Here is a 17,842-nt window from a genome sequence, read left to right on the forward strand (position 1 = left end):
GGGGATTTTTCATACGGGACATCCCTGTCCCGATGAAAAACGGCCCGCATCCATGCAGGCCGCCCTTCGGGTCTTCGATGGCCTTCGCGAATGCGAAGCGGCGCACAGCAACAGCAACGGCAGGCGTTACGGCACAAGGTAAGGGACCGCGCCAGCTTGGAAGCCCGCGGTCGCGGCTTGTGACCGAAGGAAATCCAGTAGGGCGCCGCTCCTACCCTGAAAGCGCGAAGCGCCAAGTGCGTCGGAGCGCTGGCGTACTGCAGCTCCAGAGCGAGCGAGGGCCTCCGGTTGCGGCCACCGTGCCGCAGATCGGCCCGCCCCCATTTCCTGGACCCGGCGAGCCACGCAGGCCAGACCCCACTAGAATCCAGACAAACCCAAGGGAGAGTCGCCGCCATGGACACGCTGCCCCCGTTCGCGACCCATCGGGTCGAGAATCAACCGCCGCCGTTCGCTCCGCGCGATCTGTGGCGCGACGACGTCGCCCTGCGCGAAGCGGTAAGCCGCGAAGGCGGCGACAGCCATGCCGAGGCGCTGGCACGCTACGGCGCGCTCGCCGGCGACGAGATCTACCGCCTCAGTTTCGATGCGCACCGCGACAAGCCGCGTCTGCGCAGCCACGATGCCCTGGGCCATCGCATCGATCTGGTCGAGTTCCATCCGAATTACCACGCGATCATGCGCGCCGCGATCGAACACGGGGTGGCGGGCCTGTCCTGGCACGATCCGCGTCCGGGCTCGCATGTCGCGCGCGCGGCACTGAGTTATCTGCATCACCAGGTCGAACCGGGCACCAGTTGTCCGCTGACCATGACCCACGCCGCCGCGCCGGTGCTGCGTCACGCGCCGGCGCTGGCCGAGTGGGCGCGCAAGGCCGCCGCGCCTAGCTACGACGGGCGCGATGTCGGTTTCGGCGACAAGGCCGGCCTGACCCTCGGCATGGGCATGACCGAGAAACAGGGGGGCTCGGACGTGCGCGCCAACCAGACTGTCGCTACGTCCGTGTCGGGGGACGAGTACGAACTGGTCGGCCACAAATGGTTTTTCTCGGCGCCTATGTCCGACGGCTTCCTCGTGCTGGCGCAGGCGCCGGGTGGGCTGAGTTGCTTCCTGATGCCGCGCTGGCATCCGCACGGCGGCAAGAACGCGCTGCGGCTGATGCGGCTCAAGGACAAGCTCGGCGACTGGTCGAACGCATCGTCGGAAGTCGAATTCCAGGGCGCCTGGGCGCAACGCATCGGCGATGAAGGCCGCGGCGTGGCGACGATCATCGAGATGGTGATGCTGACCCGCCTGGACTGCATGCTCGGCTCGGCCGGCGAAATGCGCATGGCCCTGGCGCAGGCTATGCATCACGCCCGCCATCGGCGCAGCTTCGGCAAGCCGCTGCTCGATCACGCGTTGATGCGCAACGTCCTGGCCGATCTCGCGCTCGAGGCCGAGGCCGCGATCCAGTTCGCGATCCGGGTCGCCGGCGCGGTCGACCGTGCTGGCGGCGATGCCCGCGAGCAGGCGTTCGCGCGCATCGCCACCGCGATCGGTAAGTACTGGATCTGCAAGCGCGCGCCGGCCTTCGTCAACGAAGCACAGGAGTGCCTGGGCGGCGCGGGCTATGTCGAGGAATCGGTCTTGCCGCGTCTGTACCGGCAGGCACCGTTGAATTCGATCTGGGAGGGCAGCGGCAACATCCAATGCCTCGACGTGCTGCGTGCGCTCGCACGCGAGCCGCAGACCGCTGCGGCCTTGCTGGCCGAGCTCGAATCGGCCGTCGGCCGCGACGTCGCATTCGACGCCCAGCTCGACCCATTGCGCGCGGTCCTAAGCGGGCAAACGCCAGTGGCCGAGGCGCAGGCGCGGGTTTGGACCGAGCGCCTCGCTCTTGCGCTGCAGGCGGCCACCTTGTTGCGCGCCGGCAGTCCGCTGGCACCGGCATTCTGCGCGAGCCGGCTTGGCGGGCAGCATGGCCTGGCTTTCGGCACCTTGCCTGAAGGACTGGGCTTCGACCTCGTCCTGCACCGAGTGCTGCCGGCATGAGGGCGATGCGCATCGGTCTGTTCGCCGCCGCCGTGCTTTGCGCGCCGGCCTGGGCGCGCACGCCGCCGGCGATGGCCCCGGCTTCGCAACGCGCCGACAGCATCGTCGTCGACAAGTCGGAGCGGCGCATGCGCTTGCTGCGCGACGGCAAGCTCATCCGCACCTATTCGATTCTGCTCGGCGATGCGCCGAGCGGGCACAAGCGCCAGCAGGGCGACGAGCGCACGCCCGAAGGCGCTTACCGCATCAGCGGGCGCAATCCGAACAGCCGCTTTCATCTGTCCCTGCGCGTGTCGTATCCGAACGAGGCCGATCGCAAGCAGGCGCGTGCGCGCGGCGTCGATCCGGGCGGCGACATCATGATTCATGGCGGCACGCCGCCCGGATACCGGCGCGATTGGACCGACGGTTGCATCGCACTGAGCAACGAGCAGATCGAGGAGGTCTGGAGCCTGGTGCCGAACGGCACGCCGATACGGATCGATCCTTAGCCTGCGCGACGACATCCCTGAATGCGCCGTCCGTCGCAGCGAACCGGCGATGACGGCGGTTTTCCCCGGATGGGTGTATGGTCGCCCGGTCGGCCATTCCAGGCCGCAGCGGGAGGTGCAACCATGCGTGGTTCACGTAAATCCCAGGCGCTGGCGCTGCTGGCGCTGGCCGCGGTACCGCCGCCGGCCCACGGTTCGGATTTTTCGTTTGCGCTGTTTTGGCTCGGACGCGGGGCGGCACTCGTTGCCTTGTGTCTGTTCACGGTCTGGTTGATCGGCGAGGCCAGACGCGCCGGTTGACGCATCGGTAAGCGTCGGTCGTCGAGCGCTCGATGAATGCGAGCGCGTTGCTCGCGATGCGCATCGCCGTTCGCGCATCGCCGGACATGATCGCAGCGGCGCTCTCGCGATACTCCTGTTGCACTGCAGCGTCGCAAGGATGTGCGGCAACATTCGTATGCGCATCGTCCGGCGTGATCAGGCGTGGATTCGTTCAGCCTCAACATCGCATGCGCGTTCTTGTGACGCGCCTCGGAATACCGATGTGACGGGGCCTCGCCGGCGGCTTGTGCGCGCGCCCGGCATCTCCTTATCTGTCTGCTCCCGTCGTCTCGATACGCATCGAACGCCACGCGAGTGTTGTCCCGATGGTGGGTCCGCCGTCCATGCGATGGCGACACGAGGTCCTCACGACTGACCTCATCCGAGCCATGTCAGATTCCATCCCTAAGGAGTTCTTCAACATGTCCGTATCGAAATCCGGCAAGCGCGCCGGCCTGGCGCGTGTGTCTTTGTTCTCGATGATGACGGCGGTGGCCGCATTGTCCTGCGGCGCGGCGCTGGCGGCCGACGAAGTGAGTCCCGAACTGAAGTTCGCGATGCAGCGCGACCTCGGCGTGTTCCCGTCGCAGCTCGGCCAGTACCTGGCCACCGAACGCCTCGCGCAGACCCAGGCGGCCGCGGTCGAACGCGAGCTTGGCGGCAACTTCGCCGGCAGTTGGATCGAGCGCAACGAGGACGGCAGCTTCAAGTACGTCGCCGCGACTTCGGGCGCACGCAAGGCCTCGCGCATTCCCGGCGTTGAAGTGCGCACGGTGCGCCATAGCCTGAAGCAGTTGCAGAACTCGATGGATCTGCTCGACGCCAGTTCGCAGGCGCGAGTGAAGGGCATCAGCAAGCCGCTGAGCGGCGTCCAGAGCTGGTACGTCGACCAGACCAGCAACAGCGTGGTGGTCAAGGTCGACCAGGGCGCGACCGAGCGCGGCGTCGATTTCGTCGCCCTCAGCGGCGCCGACAGCGGCATGGTGCGCATCGAGGAAATGCCGGGCACGTTGCAGACCACCGCGACCATCCTCGGCGGCATCGAGTATTCGATCAACAACGCCTCGCTGTGTTCGGTCGGCTTCTCGGTCACGCGCGGCACCACCAAGGGCTATGTGACCGCCGGCCATTGCGGCACGGTCGGCGCCATCGCCCGCGTCGGCGGCGTGCAGGTCGGCTCCTTCGCCGCTCGCGTGTTCCCGGGCAACGACCGGGCCTGGGTCAGCGTCGGCAGCACCCACAGCTTGCAGGGGGCGGTCAGCAACTACAGCGGCGGCACCGTCGCGGTGCGTGGCAGCACCGAAGCGGCGATCGGCGCGGCGGTGTGCCGTTCCGGCCGCACCACCGGCTATCGCTGCGGCACCATCACCGCCAAGAACGTCACCGCCAACTACGCCGAAGGCGCAGTGCGCGGCCTGACCCAGGGCAACGCCTGCATGGGCCGCGGCGATTCGGGCGGTTCCTGGATCACCAGCGCCGGCCAGGCGCAGGGCGTGATGTCGGGCGGCAACGTGCAGGCCAACGGCAACAACTGCGGCATTCCGGCCTCGCAGCGCAGCAGCCTGTTCGAGCGGCTCGGCCCGATCCTCAGCCAGTACGGCCTGACCCTGGTGCGCAGCTGACCGGGGACGAGTAGCTAGGAACGAGTAGCTAGGAACGGGGAGTTAGAAACGAGGAGTTAGAAGTGAGGAGTTAGAAGTGAGGAGTGAGGAGAGCATGAGCGTCGGCGGTATCTGCCTTCGCTCGCTCCTCACTTCTCACTTTTCTGCACTCGCTCCTCGCTCAATCCAGGAACTGCAGTTTCGCCAGCTCGGCGTACAGGCCGCCTTCGGCGAGCAACTGCGCGTGGGTGCCTTCGGCGACGATGCGGCCGCGGTCCATGACCACGATGCGGTCGGCCTTGAGCACGGTCGCCAGGCGATGGGCGATGACCAGGGTGGTGCGGCCTTCCATCAGCGTTTCCAGGGCCTGCTGCACGGCGCGTTCGCTCTGCGCATCGAGCGCGCTGGTGGCTTCGTCGAGCAGCAGGATCGGCGCGTCCTTGAGCAGGGCGCGGGCGATGGCGATGCGTTGCTGTTGGCCGCCGGACAGGCGCGCGCCGCGTTCGCCGAGTTCGGTCGCCAGTTTGTCGGGCAGGGCCTCGATGAAATCGGCGGCATGCGCGGCGCGCACGGCCTGGGCGACGTCCTCGTCGCTGGCTTCGAGGCGGCCGTAGCGGATGTTGTCGCGCGCGGTGGTGGCGAAGATAGTCGGCTGCTGCGGCACCAAGGCGATGGCCTCGCGCAACGCGGCCGGGTCGAGCTCGCGCACGTCGACGCCGTCGACTTTGACCGCACCCTGCTGCGGGTCGTGGAAGCGCAACAGGATCGAGAACACGGTGCTCTTGCCGGCGCCGGAGGGGCCGACCAGGGCCACGGTCTCGCCCGGACGCACGCGCAGGCTGAAATCCTCCAGCGCGGGCAGGTCGGGGCGCAGCGGGTAGTGGAAGCCGACATGCTCGAAGACCAGTTCGCCGTGCAGCGGCTTCGGCAGCACTTTCGGATGCGCCGGCGCGCGCACCGCGCTGGATTCGTTGAGCAGTTCGCTGATCCGGCCCATGCCGCCAGCGGCGCGCTGCAGGTCGTTCCAGACCTCGGCGAGGGCGCCGATCGAACCGCCGCCGATCAGGGCATAGAGCACGAACTGGCCGAGCGTGCCGGCGCTCATGCGCCCGGCGACGACGTCGTGCGCGCCCGACCACAGCACCAGGGTGATCGCGCCGAACACCAGGGTGATGGCGATCGCGGTGACCCAGGCCTGGGCGCTGATGCGCTGGCGCGCGGTTTTTACCGCGATCTGCAGCGACTGGCTGAAACGGCCTTGCTCGTACGGCTCGCGCGCATGCGCCTGGACCGTGCGCACGGCGCCGAGGGTTTCGCTGGCCAGGGTGTTGGCGTCGGCGACGCGGTCCTGGCTGGCGCGCGAGATCTTCTGCAGCTTGCGTCCGCCGATGACGATGGGCAGCACCGCCAGCGGAATGCCGATCAGGGCGAACACGGCCAGGCGCGGGCTGGTCCAGAACAGCATGCCGAGGCTGCCGATCACGGTGACCGTGCTGCGCAAGGCGACCGACATGCTCGAACCGACCACGCTGCGCAGCAGTTCGGCGTCGGCGGTGAGGCGCGAGACCAGCTCGCCGCTGCGGTTGCGGTCGTGGAAACCGGCATCGAGCGCGATCAGGTGGCTGTAGAGCTTCTCGCGCAAGTCGGCGACTACGCGCTCGCCCAGCACCGAGACGAAATAGAAGCGGATCGCGGTGGCGAAGGCCAGAGCGATGGCGACCAGGAACAGCAACAGGAAGGCGCGGTCGATCGCGCTGCTGCCGCCACCCGCGGAGCTCTGGGCGAAGCCCTGGTCGATCATGGTCTTGAATGCGACCGGCAGGCTCAGGGTGGCGGCGCTGGACGCGCCCAGGGCGAACAGCCAAGCCACGAACAGGCGGCTGTGCTTGCGCACGAACGGCCACAAGGTCCGCAGACTGCCGATCGGGGCCTTGCGGTCGTCGCGGCGTGAGTCGACCGGACGGCCGGCGCTGGAATCTGTCATCGGGAGGCGTTCATGGGGAGGGGGCGCGGCCGGGTTCTTCGAGGCGCACGCGATTACGTGTGGCGTCGCGAAGCTGCGCTTTCAAGGCGTCGACCTGCGATTCGGGCAGGCGGATGAGCATGCGCACGCCTTCGGCGCTGTAGCGTTCCTGGTCTTTTTCGGCGCCGTGGGCGCTCAAGGCGGCATGCACGGCGCCGGTGTCCTCGAACGGAAACGCCAGCTCCAGCTCGCTGTAGCGCAGCAACTCGTGGCGTTCGGCGCAGCGCAGGCACTCCGCCGCGCAACCGCCGTAGGCACGGACCAGGCCGCCGGCGCCGAGCTTGATGCCGCCGTACCAGCGGGTGACGACGACCACGACCTGGTCGTAGCCCTGGCCGTCGATCGCGGCCAGGATCGGCCGCCCGGCGGTGCCGGCCGGTTCGCCGTCGTCGTTGAAACGATATTGCGCGCCGATGCGGTAGGCCCAGCAGTTGTGGGTCGCGGCCGGGTCGCCGACCTCGGCGATGAAGGCCAGCGCCGCTTCCGACGTGGTCACCGGAGCGGCGAGGGCCAGAAAGCGGCTGTGCTTGACCTCGATCGACAACGAGGCGCGCGCGGCAAGGGTTGCGAGGGTCATCGGCGGACGCTCGCGCCGGTGCCGGGCCGATGGCCCGGACTCATTTCAGCAGGGTGCGCAGGTCGTCCGGCACCCGCGTCTGCGGATGGGCGCGATGGAAGCGGCGCAGGCTGTCGCGGGCGAGCTCGGTGTCGCCGCGGTCGCGGTAGCCGCGGATCAGCTCCAGCCATTGCGCCGGGGTCAGGCGGGCTTCCTGGGCGGCATCCGGCATGATCCGGCTGCCGGTGACCTCGATCCGATCGAGCGTGCTGGAGTCGTTGGCCGCCGCCGGCTGGACGGCCTGTGCTTCTGCCGCCGGCGCGTTGGCCGACTGGGCGGCAACGGCAGGGGCGGGGGCAGGGGCGACCGAGCGGGCGGCGCGGCCCAGCACGGGCGCCGGCTTGCTGTGCCGATCGGCGGCGGTCTTGCCCTCGGCTTGGGCAGCCGATGTGGCGGCTGCGCCGGCCGGAGCGGCCTCGCGCAGCTCGTAGCGGCGTTCGCGGTCGAGCTGCGGTTTGGCGGCATCGCGGGCGGTGGCGGCGGGCACGGTGGCCGGTGCCGGCGTATGGACCGGGGCTGAGGCCGGGGCGGGCGGTGCCGGCGGGGCGGCCATGACCGGCGCGGGCGGCGCCGGGAATGCGTCGACGGGTTCGGCCACGGCGCGTTCCGAGGCCTGCTTCTGCACGCGCTGGCGCTGCTCCGCGCGCCGCCCCTCGGCGGCCGCGTCGCTGCGCTTGGCGGCTTCCAGCGGAGGCGGGGGCGGTGCGATCATTTGTGGCTGAGCCTGCGGCGGCGCCGGGGGTTCGGGCACGGCGATCGCGGCCGCGGCATCGGCCGCGCCGGCGCTGCTGTCGCGGGCGTAGTCCGAGGCTTCGGCGGCGGCCGGGGCGGCCGCGGCCGAAGCCGATTCGGCCTTGGCATCGGCCGCGGCGTCGGCCGAGCTCACCGAGGCGGCGGTGGCCTGGTCTTCGCCGACCGACTCCAGCGCCTTGTCCATCGGCCGCAACTGCCAGGCCACGCCGATCGCGAGCGTCAGCGAGGCCGCCACGCCGATCCAGGCCGGCCAGCGGGTTTTGCTGCGCGCACGCGGGGTCTGCGCCACGGCGGCATGGGCGGCGGCGAGGATCCTGGCGTCGAGCGCCGGCGAGGGACCGTCGTGCGGTCCCAGGCGCAGCAGGCGCTCGGCCAGCTCGCGTTCCTCGGGCGACAGCGGATCGGGGGCGTCGTGACGGCGGTTCATTCGGTCAACCTCGCGCGCAACTTGTCCATCGCGTAGCGCAGTCTGGACTTCACCGTTTCCCTGCCGGCCCCCGTGATGGCGCCGATGTCCTCCAGGCTCAATTCCTGTTCCAGGCGCAGCAGCACCACTTCGCGCTGCTCCTCGGGCAATTCCTCGATCGCCCGCTGCAGGCGGCGGCGCTGTTCGAACTCGGACAGTTCGCGCTCGGGCGTGGTCGGGTCGGCGACTCGGGCGGCGCGCTCGTCGCCGTCGGCAGGCGCCGGCGGGCGGTGCTTGAGGCCGCGCCAGTAGTCGTTCAGGCGGTTGTGGGCGATCCGGAACAGCCAGGTGCTGAACGCCGCATCGGGCTTCCAGCCCTCGCGCGCGGCGATCACGCGCTGCCAGACGTCCTGGAAGAACTCGTCAGCGAGCGCCGAATCACGGATCTGACGCAGCAAGAAACGGTACAAAGGGCCGCGGTGACGCGAATACAGGACCTCGAACGCAGCGGCGTCGCCGCCCGTCCAGGCCAGCATCAGCACGTCATCGCTAGCGTCCGCACCGGAATTCATCCGCGGCAGGGTACGGCCTGGCGACGCAGACGGGAAGCGGTTGCGCACGGGAGAGACGTCGTATAGCGGCGATGGGAGGGCCAGTTGCATGTTCGGAACAACGGTCCGGGAGCCCCGGTGGGGTTGCCGTCTGCCGATCCTGTAAAGCTCGCGTTATCCTGCGCCTTGCGCAGAAGGCGGCGATGCGGTGCACAGTGACGTATTACCAGGGGCAACGGTGAGCGATAGGTCGTCCGCGGGCGAGGCGCTCGCCTGTGCGTTGCAGGAGGCTCTGCCGGTCGGCTCCCTGGTGGTGGTCTGCTGGCGCTCGGCCTACGGCCGCCTGTCCGAATCGTTCACCCCCGGTGTCGACGCGCCCTTGCGCGCCGATGCCGGCGCCTTGCTCGAACGCGATCCGCCTGCGGTGGGCGCTTCCGACGATTGCGGCGGCGACCGCATCGAGGCGGCCTGGTGGCTGGAGGACGGCAGCCGCGCGGCGATCGTCGCCTGCTTGCCGCAGGCCCTGCCGACGCCGTTGCGCGCCGCCTGGCTGGCGATGGCGCGGCGTATCGTCGCCGCCGATCTGTCGGCGGTGCGCGCCCACGCACGCGCCGAGGCCCTGGAAAAATCCGAACGCCTGCAGCAGGCGCTGTACGGCATCGCCGACCTGGCCGGCTCCGGGCTGGAGATGACCGACCTGCTCAGCCGCATCCACGGCGTGGTCTGCGGCCTGATGTACGCCGAGAATTTCTACATCGTGCTCTACGACGACGTCGCCGACACGATGCGCTTTCTGTATTTCGCCGACCGCAACGATCCTTACGTGGCCGATCCGCAGCGGGTGATCCGCGGCGACGAGATGCCGACCAGCCTGACCCTGGCGCTGCTGCGCCACGGCGAGCCGCTGCAGGGCAGTTCGGCGGCGTTGCGCGACCTGCTCGGCGTGCCGCCCGACGAGTATCACGGCCCCGACAGCGCCGACTGGCTCGGCGTGCCGATGCGCCGCGACGAACGCGTCTGCGGCGCGATCGTGGTGCAGAACTACGAGAGCGCCGGCAGCTACGGCGAGGAAGACCGGGCCTTGTTGTCGTTCGTGGCCCAGCACATCCTGACCGCGCTCGACCGTTTCGGCGCGCGCGAGGAGCTCGAACGCCACGTCGCCGAGCGCACCTATGCATTGCAGCTCAGCAACCGCGACCTGCAGGCCGAGATCATCGAGCGCCAGCGCTCGGAACGCCTGCAGCGCGCGCTGTTCCGCATCGCCGAGCTGACCATCACCTCCGACACCCTCGGCCGCTTCTATTCGCAAGTCCACGACGTGGTCAGCGAGCTGCTGTACGCGCGCAATTTCTACATCGCGCTGCTGTCGGACGACGGCGACCGCCTGCAGTTCCCGTACTCGATCGACGAGCGCGACATGATCCGCGAGAGCCGCCAGCTTGCCGGCGGCCTGACCGAGTACGTGATCCGCCAGGGCCGGCCGCTGCTGGCCGACCGCCACCGCATCGCCGAGCTCAACAGCCGCGGCGAAGTGCGTAGCCACGGCTCGGCCGCGCATTGCTGGCTCGGCGTGCCGCTGTACCGCGACGACTCGGTGGTCGGGGTGATCGCCATTCAGAGCTATTCGCGAGCGATCAGCTTCAACGCCCGCGACCAGGAACTGCTGACTTTCGTCGCCCACCACATCAGCATCGGCCTGGCGCGCAAGCAGGCCCAGGACCGGCTGGTGACCGCGCACGGCGAGCTCGAGCAGCGGGTCGCCTCGCGCACCCGCGAGTTGGCCCACACCAACGCCGAACTGCTCGCCCAGATCGGCGAACGCGTGCGCGCCGAACAGAAGCTGACCCACCAGGCCTTGCACGACGCCCTGACCGGCCTGCCGAACCGCGGCCAGTTGCTCGAACGCCTGGACGACGCGATCGCCCGCGCGCGCCGCGAGCAGCGCGCGTTCGCGGTGCTGTTCCTCGACCTGGACCGGTTCAAGCTGGTCAACGACAGCGTCGGCCACTCGGCCGGCGACGAGCTGTTGGTCGAAAGCAGCCGCCGCATCGTCTCGACCGTGCGCAGCAACGACACCGTGGCGCGCTTGGGCGGCGACGAGTTCGCGATCCTGATCGAGAACATCGACGGCCTCGGCGTGGCCGAGGAACTGGCCTCGCGCGTACTGCGCACGCTGGGCGAGCCGTGCTGGGTGGCCGGGCGCGAAGTGTTTCCGTCGGCCAGCATCGGCATCGCCATGTGGCACCCGCGTTATCGCAACGGCATCGAACTGCTGCGCGACGCCGATGCGGCGATGTACCGCGCCAAGGGCGCCGGCCGCGGCCGCTGCGCGGTGTTCGACGAGGAGATGCGCGAGCAGGCGATGCGCATTCTCGACCTGGAAGCCGACCTGCGCCGCGCGATCAACGGCGATGCCTTCATCGCTTATTACCAACCGATCGTGCGCCTCGACGATCACGGCCTGATCGGCCACGAAGCGCTGCTGCGCTGGCGTCACGAGAAACGCGGCCTGTTGCTGCCGCGCGAATTCATCGGCCTGGGCGAGGACAGCGGCTTGATCGAAGAGGCCGACTGGATCCTTTACGGCCGCGTGGTCACCGAACTGGCGCGCGGCGGCGATGGCTACATCTCGGTCAACGTTTCGCCGCGGCATTTCCGCTCCGGCGATTTCGCTGACCGGCTGTTGCGGATGATCGACGAGGCCGGCGCCGATCCGCGCCGCCTGCGCATCGAGATCACCGAGGTCGCCCTGCTCGACGACGTGCCGCGCGCGTTGCGGATGCTGCGGATCCTGCGCAATCACGGGGTGCTGGCGCAGTTGGACGATTTCGGCACGGGGTTCTCGGCGTTGTCGTACTTGCACCGGTTCCCGATCGAGTGTTTGAAGATCGACCAGAGTTTCGTCGCGGGCTTGGTCGGCGAATCGCGTCCGGAAAGCGTGGCGGTGGTGCGCGCGATCCAGGCGCTGGCCGGCACCCTCGGCATCCACACCATCGGCGAGGGCGTGGAGACCGAAGCCCAGCGCACGGCGTTGCGCGAGCTGGGCTGCACCTACGGCCAGGGCTATCTGTTCGGCCATCCCGGCGAACACATCCGCAGCGCGGCGAGCATCGCCGAAAGCTATAGCGCGGGCCTGCTCGGATCGGACGCGGTGGTTGCGCTGGCGGACGGATCGGGCCTGATCGAACTCGGCGCCGATGAGGCACTGCCCGCGGAGGTCGACCCGATCGCCTCCGATCGGGTCGAAGCGGCCGCCGCGAAGGCGGCCTCGACCCTCATTCGCTGACCGCCACGCCCGCGACCGGGCCGACCCGGCCGATCTCGCCGATCTGCACCTTCGCGCGTTCGACCAGGCCGATGAACTCGGCGCGCTGGCCCCAGCGGTCGTCGAGCTTGAGGCCGCGGGCGGTGGCGATGATCTGGTCCCAGCCCCAGCCGTCGTACTGGCTGCCGCCGCGCAAGGTGTCGGCGAAGGCCGCGACCGAGGCCGCCATGCGCATCGGCTCGCTCGCGACCATGCGCAGACTGGAGCGGCGGATCGGCGTTTCGATCAGCTGGCTGCGGTCTTCGCCCGGGCGCTTGTAGCGCAGCTTGAGGTTGGCGATTTCGCCGCCCTGGCCGACCGCCGGCGCGCTGTCGGTGTAGCGCAGCGCGGGCAGGCGCATCGCGCTGGAGCCGACCGGGGTAAGTTCGTACAGTGCAGTGACCTCGTGGCCGGCACCGATATCGCCGGCGTCGACCTTGTCGTTGGCGAAGTCCTCGCGCTTGAGCAGACGGTTTTCGTAGCCGATCAGGCGGTACTCCGCGACCAGGGCCGGGTTGAACTCGATCTGGATCTTGACGTCGCGGGCGATGGTCATGAGGGTCGAACCCATTTCCTCGACCAACACCTTGCGCGCTTCCTGCAGGGTGTCGATGTAGGCATGATTGCCGTCGCCGACGTCGGCGAGTTTCTCCGCCAGTTCGTCGTTGTAGTTGCCGCGGCCGAAGCCCAGCGTGGTCAGGGCGATGCCGCTCTTGCGCTGGTCGGCGACCAGGGTTTCCAGGGCGTTGTTGTCGACCGTGCCGACGTTGAAATCGCCGTCGGTGGCGAGGATCACCCGGTTGACGCCGTTGCCGACGTAGGCCTGCTTGGCCATCGCATAAGCCAGGCGGATGCCGTCGCCGCCGTTGGTGCTGCCGCCGGCCTGCAGACGATCCAGCGCGGCGAGAATCTCCTCCTTGCGGTCGCCCGGGGTCGGCGGCAACACCAGGCCGGCCGAGCCGGCATAGACCACGATCGAGATGCGGTCCTGCGCGCGCAGTTGTTTGGCCAGCATCGAGAACGAGCTTTTCAGCAACGGCAGCTTGTCGGGCGAGTCCATCGAACCGGAGGTGTCGATCAGGAACACCAGATTGGCCGGCGGCAGGGTCTTTTTCGGCACGTCGAAGCCCTTGATGCCGATCATCAGCAACTGGCGTTGGGCATTCCACGGCGCCGGCGCGAGCTCGGTGCTGACCCGGAACGGCGTGGCCAGCGAGGCCGGCGCGGCGTGGCCGTAGTCGAAGTAGTTGATGAATTCTTCCGCGCGCACCGCATCGGCCGGAGGGCGCTGACCGTCGCTGAGCATGCGGCGGACGTTGGCATAGCTGCCGGTGTCGACGTCGATCGAGAACGTCGACAGCGGTTGTTCGCTGGTGCGCTGCACCGGGTTGTCGTCGCGCTCGGCGTATTTTTCTGTGTCGACGCTGGCCTGGTGCATCGGCGGCGGCGGGGGTGCCGGCGGCGCGAGCACGGACGGAGCCGCCATCTGCGCGAACTGACTGCGCTTGAGCATGCGCGGGGCCGGTCCGATACGGCTGCCGGTGACCTCGATGCGGTCGAGGCTCGCGCTTTGTGCTGCGGCGTTACCGGCCGGCATGGCCTTGGCTTCTGCGTATACCTGGCCTCGCGATTGCTCGGCCGCGCCCTTGGCGCGAGCATCGGCACGAATCGGTTTGGCGGCTTCGGCGAGCGGCGCCGGTGGTGCCGCAGGAGCCGCCGCGGCGCTGGCGGCGGCATCGGCCGCTGCCGCGGTGTCATCGTGAGGGGCGACTTCGGCGACGAGGGTGTCGCCTTCGCTCTTGTCGCGCGACTGCGCCAGCTCGCCGGGAGCCTGGCAGCCGGCGATCGAGAAAGCCAGCGCGGTCAGCAGGGCCGCAGTGAGGGGACGGGTGGAGCGGAGGTTCGACGACGACTGCGGCGTGGCTCGGACGTTCATGGCGGCTTCCCTGGTGTGTGGACCTGGGAAGTGGAACGGACCATCGATGGCCGAGGGGTTGAGCCTGCGGAAATTTTTTGCGGGGGGAGGGCGGTGCTTGCCCCCGACCCGGCTCGGCCCGAACGCGAGGTTAGGGCGTTGTCGGGCGGGTGAGCCGGCCCCGGCCGCTAAGCGGGAGGGGCCTGGCTTCGGGGAGTTCCGGGGTTACATCGCTTCGGTTGGATCGCGGATCACCAACAGCCGCTGCTCGCTCATGTCCTCGATTGCATAGCGCACGCCTTCGCGGCCGAGGCCGGAATCCTTGACCCCGCCGTAGGGCATGTTGTCGACGCGGAAGCTCGGCACGTCGCCGACGATGACGCCGCCGACGTCGAGACGGTCCCAGGCCTTCATCGCATGGTCGAGGCGGCCGGTGAACACGCCGGCCTGCAGGCCGAAATCGCTGTCGTTGACGGTGTTCAGGACCTTGTCGAAATCGTCGAAGGGCTCGATGAACGCCACCGGCCCGAACGCCTCCTTGCGGTACAGGTCCGAGTTGCGCGGAACCTTCTCCAGCAAGGTCGCCGGGATCATGTTGCCGTCGCGCGGGCCGGCGACGATACGCTTGGCGCCGCCCTTGACCGCGGCGTCGATCCAGGATTCGATGCGCTTGGCGGCATCGACGTCGACGACCGGACCGATGAAGGTCTGCTCGTCGCGCGGGTCGCCCATGCGCAGGGCGGCGATGGCGGCCTTGAGCTTCTTGCGCAGCTTGTCGTAGATATCGGCATGGGCGTAGATGCGCTGCACGCTGATGCAGCTCTGCCCGCTCTGGTAGTAGGCGCCGAACACCAGTCGCTCGACCACGTGGTCCAGGCTCGCGCCCGGGTCGGCGTCGACGATGCAGGCCGCGTTGCCGCCGAGTTCGAGGGTGACTTTCTTCTTGCCCGAGCGCGCCTTGAGGTCCCAGCCGATCAGGCCACCGGTGAAGCTCAGCAACTTGATGCGCTCGTCCTCGACCAACAGCGAGGCGTCTTCGTTCGAGCAACACAGCACCGAGAACGCGCCTTCCGGCAGGTCGGTCTCGGCCAGCACCTCGGCGATGATCAGCGCGCCGACCGGGGTCTTGATCGCCGGCTTGAGCACGAAGGGGCAGCCGGCGGCGATTGCCGGGGCGACCTTGTGCGCGACCAGGTTGAGCGGGAAGTTGAACGGGGTGATGAAGCTGCACGGCCCGATCGGCACGCGCTTGACCATGCCGCGATAACCGCGGGTGCGCTCGGAGATCTGCAGCTCGATGAGTTCGCCGCCGCTGCGGGTGGCTTCGCCGGCGGCGATGCGGAAGGTATCGATCAGGCGCGTGACTTCGCCGCGGGCATCGCGAATGGGCTTGCCGGCCTCGATGCACAACGCCAAGGCGAGTTCCTCGAAGCGCTCGCTGAAGCGGCGCACGCAGTGTTCGAGCACGTCGCGGCGGCGATCGGGGGTGAACGCCGCCATCGCTTCGCGCGCCTTGTGCGCGGCGACGATCGCCTTGCGCACCGCCGCGGCGTCGGCCATCGCGACCCGGGTCGCGCGCTTGCCGCTGTACTTGTCGAGCACTTCCAGCGCGGTATTGGCGGCGACCGGGCGGTTGGCCAGGTAGTAGGGATAGCTCGGTTTCAACCCCTTGCCCGGCTTCGCGGGTTTGGCGGCTTTGCCGCGCTCGGACGGTTTCGGCGATCGGGCCATGGAATGCTCCTGGGTCGTAAGTGGGGCGCTGCGCCGCGTCACTGCACGGCGGCGGCGAGGCGCGGAATGTCTTCGTTGAGGATACGGTCGTCGTCGCGGTAGTCGATCGGCACTTCGATCAGGTCGATACCCGGCGTGTCGAGGGCCTGCCGCAGCAAGGGAGCGAAGGCATCGCTGGACTCGGGGCGATGGCCGCGTGCGCCGTAGCTGCGGGCATAGGCGACGAAGTCGGGATTGCCGAGGTCCATGCCGAAGCTCGGATAGCGTTCGTGGGCCTGCTTCCACTTGATCATGCCGTAGGCGTCGTCGCGCAGCACCAGCACGGTGATGTCCAGGCCCAGCCGCACCGCGGTCTCCAACTCCTGCGAATTCATCATGAAACCGCCGTCGCCGCAGACCGCGACGACCTTGCGGTCCGGACAGACGATGCGCGCGGCGATCGCCGACGGCAAGCCCGCTCCCATTGTCGCCAGGGCATTGTCGAGCAATAAAGTATTGGGCTCGGCGCAGCGGTAGTTGCGTGCGAACCACAGCTTGTACAGGCCGTTGTCGAGGCAGACCACGTCGCGCGGCGACAGCGCGGCGCGCACTTCGGCGACCAGGCGCTGCGGCGCCAACGGGAAACGGTCGTCTTCGCTGCGGTCGAGCAGTTGCTGCGACAACGCGCTGCGCACGCGGTCGAAGAACGAGAAGTCCCAATGCGCCTGCGGCTGCAGCGCCTCCGATAAGCGCCAGACCGAGTGGGCGATGTCGCCGACCACTTCGATCTGCGGGAAATACACCGCATCGACCTCGGCGCTGGCGTAGTTGACGTGGATCACCGTGCGCCGGCCTTCGCGCATGAAGAACGGCGGCTTCTCGATGACGTCGTGGCCGATGTTGACGATGCAGTCGGCGGCATCGATGGCGCGGTGGACGAAATCGTGGTCCGACAGCGCGGCATTGCCGAGCCACAGCGGGCCGTTCTCGTCGAGCACGCCCTTGCCCATCTGGGTGGTGAAGTAGGGGATGCCGAGCTGGGCGACGAACGCGTGCAGAGTCTTGGCGGTGGTCTTGCGATTGGCGCCGGCGCCGATCATGAGGATCGGGTGGCGGGCCTGGGCGATGGCTTCGGCCGCGCGTTCGATGGCCTTGTCCTCGGCCACCGGACGCCGCGAGAACGAGGCCGGTATCAGGCGCGCCTGAGTCGGGTCGCCGGCGATGTCCTGCGGCAGCTCCAGATGCACGGCGCCGGGGCGTTCTTCTTCGGCGCGGCGGAAGGCTTCGCGCACCCGTGCCGGGATGCTGTCGGCGGCGACGATCTGGCGCGTGTACTTGGTCAGCGGACGCATCGTGTCGACCACGTCGATGATCTGGAAATGCCCTTGCTTGCTGGTCTTGATCGGCTTCTGGCCGGTGATCATCAGCATCGGCATGGCGCCGAGCTGGGCGTACGCGGCGGCCGTGACCAGGTTGGTCGCACCCGGCCCGAGGGTGGACAGGCAGACCCCGGCCTTGCCGGTGAGCCGGCCGTAGGTGGCGGCCATGAAGCCGGCGGCCTGTTCGTGGCGGGTCAAGACCAACTGGATGCTCGAGGTGCGCAGCGATTCGAGCAGATCGAGATTTTCCTCGCCCGGGATACCGAACACGTATTCGACGCCTTCGGCCTCGAGCGCGGCGACGAACAGATCGGACGCCTTGGTCATGCGGGACTCCGTATCGGGCGGCGGAGCCCGAGCCCGTCGATGGTCGCGCAAATGGCGTTAGCGGTGGGCGATGATCGGGCGCGCGTGGGCGGAACAGTGCGTCGCGTAGCGGAATCGGAGTGCGGCGGTACGGGCCGAACCCCTGTAGGAGCGGCGTGAGCCGCGACTGCAGGACGGGCGGATTTCGCAACGCCGTCGTCGCTGATTGAAACCACGAACTATCGCTGAGTAGGAGCGGCGTCCTACTGGATTTCCTTCGGTCACAAGCCGCGACCGCGGGGTTCCAAGCTGGCGAGGCCCCTTGCCTCGTGCCGCAGCTCCGACCATTGCCGTTGCCGTGCGCAGGTTGGCACTAGAAGGCAATAGAAGACCCGGAGGGCGGCCCGCATGGATGCGGGCCGTTTTTCATCG

At 68.8% G+C, this 17,842-nt stretch carries 12 protein-coding genes; 5 read left to right on the forward strand and 7 right to left on the reverse strand.

The window, feature by feature from the left end:
- The first annotated feature begins 396 nt into the window (after positions 1 to 396).
- The 4 genes from EX88_RS0119770 (at position 397) to EX88_RS0119780 (ending at position 4,468) form a co-directional block, all read left to right on the forward strand.
- Positions 397 to 2,034, forward strand: a complete 1,638-nt coding sequence (locus tag EX88_RS0119770; protein ID WP_031373713.1) for an acyl-CoA dehydrogenase family protein — start codon at positions 397 to 399, stop codon at positions 2,032 to 2,034.
- Positions 2,031 to 2,525, forward strand: coding sequence for a L,D-transpeptidase family protein (locus EX88_RS0119775; RefSeq protein WP_081931258.1), 495 nt, complete (start codon positions 2,031 to 2,033; stop codon positions 2,523 to 2,525). Before EX88_RS0119770 ends, EX88_RS0119775 begins: the two co-directional genes overlap by 4 nt.
- 123 nt (positions 2,526 to 2,648) lie before the next feature.
- Positions 2,649 to 2,825 (forward strand): hypothetical protein, encoded by a 177-nt coding sequence (locus EX88_RS26610; protein WP_161786153.1) that lies wholly within the window; start codon positions 2,649 to 2,651, stop codon positions 2,823 to 2,825.
- A 443-nt stretch (positions 2,826 to 3,268) separates the two neighbouring features.
- Complete coding sequence (locus EX88_RS0119780) at positions 3,269 to 4,468, forward strand: S1 family peptidase (protein ID WP_051885340.1); 1,200 nt, start codon at positions 3,269 to 3,271, stop codon at positions 4,466 to 4,468.
- Between the two features lie 160 nt (positions 4,469 to 4,628).
- Here EX88_RS0119780 and EX88_RS0119785 read toward each other — a convergent pair whose 3' ends face one another.
- The 4 genes from EX88_RS0119785 to EX88_RS0119800 are packed head-to-tail and all read right to left on the reverse strand — an operon-like array spanning position 4,629 to position 8,817.
- Positions 4,629 to 6,431 (reverse strand): ABC transporter transmembrane domain-containing protein, encoded by a 1,803-nt coding sequence (locus EX88_RS0119785; protein WP_031373716.1) that lies wholly within the window; start codon positions 6,429 to 6,431, stop codon positions 4,629 to 4,631.
- 10 nt (positions 6,432 to 6,441) lie between these two features.
- Positions 6,442 to 7,047, reverse strand: coding sequence for an IMPACT family protein (locus EX88_RS0119790; protein ID WP_031373717.1), 606 nt, complete (start codon positions 7,045 to 7,047; stop codon positions 6,442 to 6,444).
- Positions 7,048 to 7,087: 40 nt separating this feature from the next.
- Positions 7,088 to 8,266, reverse strand: coding sequence for a hypothetical protein (locus EX88_RS26615; protein WP_031373718.1), 1,179 nt, complete (start codon positions 8,264 to 8,266; stop codon positions 7,088 to 7,090).
- Positions 8,263 to 8,817 carry an RNA polymerase sigma factor gene (locus tag EX88_RS0119800; protein WP_036149572.1) on the reverse strand — a complete coding sequence of 185 codons (555 nt, stop codon included), beginning with the start codon at positions 8,815 to 8,817 and terminating at the stop codon, positions 8,263 to 8,265. The genes EX88_RS26615 and EX88_RS0119800 overlap by 4 nt, the downstream gene beginning before the upstream one ends.
- 217 nt (positions 8,818 to 9,034) lie before the next feature.
- On the opposite strand from EX88_RS0119800, the gene EX88_RS0119805 reads away from it, so the two are divergent.
- Positions 9,035 to 12,082, forward strand: a complete 3,048-nt coding sequence (locus EX88_RS0119805; protein WP_235186365.1) for an EAL domain-containing protein — start codon at positions 9,035 to 9,037, stop codon at positions 12,080 to 12,082.
- Here the strand turns inward: EX88_RS0119805 and EX88_RS0119810 are convergent.
- From EX88_RS0119810 to EX88_RS0119820, 3 genes are all read right to left on the reverse strand, one after another.
- Positions 12,072 to 14,036 (reverse strand): vWA domain-containing protein, encoded by a 1,965-nt coding sequence (locus tag EX88_RS0119810; protein WP_081931264.1) that lies wholly within the window; start codon positions 14,034 to 14,036, stop codon positions 12,072 to 12,074. The genes EX88_RS0119805 and EX88_RS0119810 overlap by 11 nt on opposite strands.
- Before the next feature lie 204 nt (positions 14,037 to 14,240).
- Positions 14,241 to 15,746 (reverse strand): aldehyde dehydrogenase family protein, encoded by a 1,506-nt coding sequence (locus EX88_RS0119815; RefSeq protein ID WP_081931266.1) that lies wholly within the window; start codon positions 15,744 to 15,746, stop codon positions 14,241 to 14,243.
- A gap of 38 nt (positions 15,747 to 15,784) precedes the next feature.
- The gene (locus EX88_RS0119820) at positions 15,785 to 17,431 is read right to left on the reverse strand and encodes an acetolactate synthase large subunit (protein WP_031373723.1); all 1,647 of its coding nucleotides are present in this window, start codon (positions 17,429 to 17,431) and stop codon (positions 15,785 to 15,787) included.
- Between the last annotated feature and the right edge of the window lie 411 nt (positions 17,432 to 17,842).

The sequence above is a fragment of the Lysobacter antibioticus genome (assembly GCF_000731095.1).
GTDB classification, from domain to species: domain Bacteria; phylum Pseudomonadota; class Gammaproteobacteria; order Xanthomonadales; family Xanthomonadaceae; genus Lysobacter; species Lysobacter antibioticus_B.

What these genes read in the sequence shown, in the direction of transcription:
- EX88_RS0119785 (WP_031373716.1), bottom strand. Translation starts at nt 6,431, where the DNA reads ATGACAGATTCCAGCGCCGGCCGTCCGGTCGACTCACGCCGCGACGAC.
- EX88_RS0119810 (WP_081931264.1), bottom strand. Translation starts at nt 14,036, where the DNA reads ATGAACGTCCGAGCCACGCCGCAGTCGTCGTCGAACCTCCGCTCCACC.
- EX88_RS0119780 (WP_051885340.1), top strand. Translation starts at nt 3,269, where the DNA reads ATGTCCGTATCGAAATCCGGCAAGCGCGCCGGCCTGGCGCGTGTGTCT.
- EX88_RS0119770 (WP_031373713.1), top strand. Translation starts at nt 397, where the DNA reads ATGGACACGCTGCCCCCGTTCGCGACCCATCGGGTCGAGAATCAACCG.
- EX88_RS26610 (WP_161786153.1), top strand. Translation starts at nt 2,649, where the DNA reads ATGCGTGGTTCACGTAAATCCCAGGCGCTGGCGCTGCTGGCGCTGGCC.
- EX88_RS0119790 (WP_031373717.1), bottom strand. Translation starts at nt 7,047, where the DNA reads ATGACCCTCGCAACCCTTGCCGCGCGCGCCTCGTTGTCGATCGAGGTC.
- EX88_RS26615 (WP_031373718.1), bottom strand. Translation starts at nt 8,266, where the DNA reads ATGAACCGCCGTCACGACGCCCCCGATCCGCTGTCGCCCGAGGAACGC.
- EX88_RS0119800 (WP_036149572.1), bottom strand. Translation starts at nt 8,817, where the DNA reads ATGAATTCCGGTGCGGACGCTAGCGATGACGTGCTGATGCTGGCCTGG.
- EX88_RS0119775 (WP_081931258.1), top strand. Translation starts at nt 2,031, where the DNA reads ATGAGGGCGATGCGCATCGGTCTGTTCGCCGCCGCCGTGCTTTGCGCG.
- EX88_RS0119815 (WP_081931266.1), bottom strand. Translation starts at nt 15,746, where the DNA reads ATGGCCCGATCGCCGAAACCGTCCGAGCGCGGCAAAGCCGCCAAACCC.
- EX88_RS0119820 (WP_031373723.1), bottom strand. Translation starts at nt 17,431, where the DNA reads ATGACCAAGGCGTCCGATCTGTTCGTCGCCGCGCTCGAGGCCGAAGGC.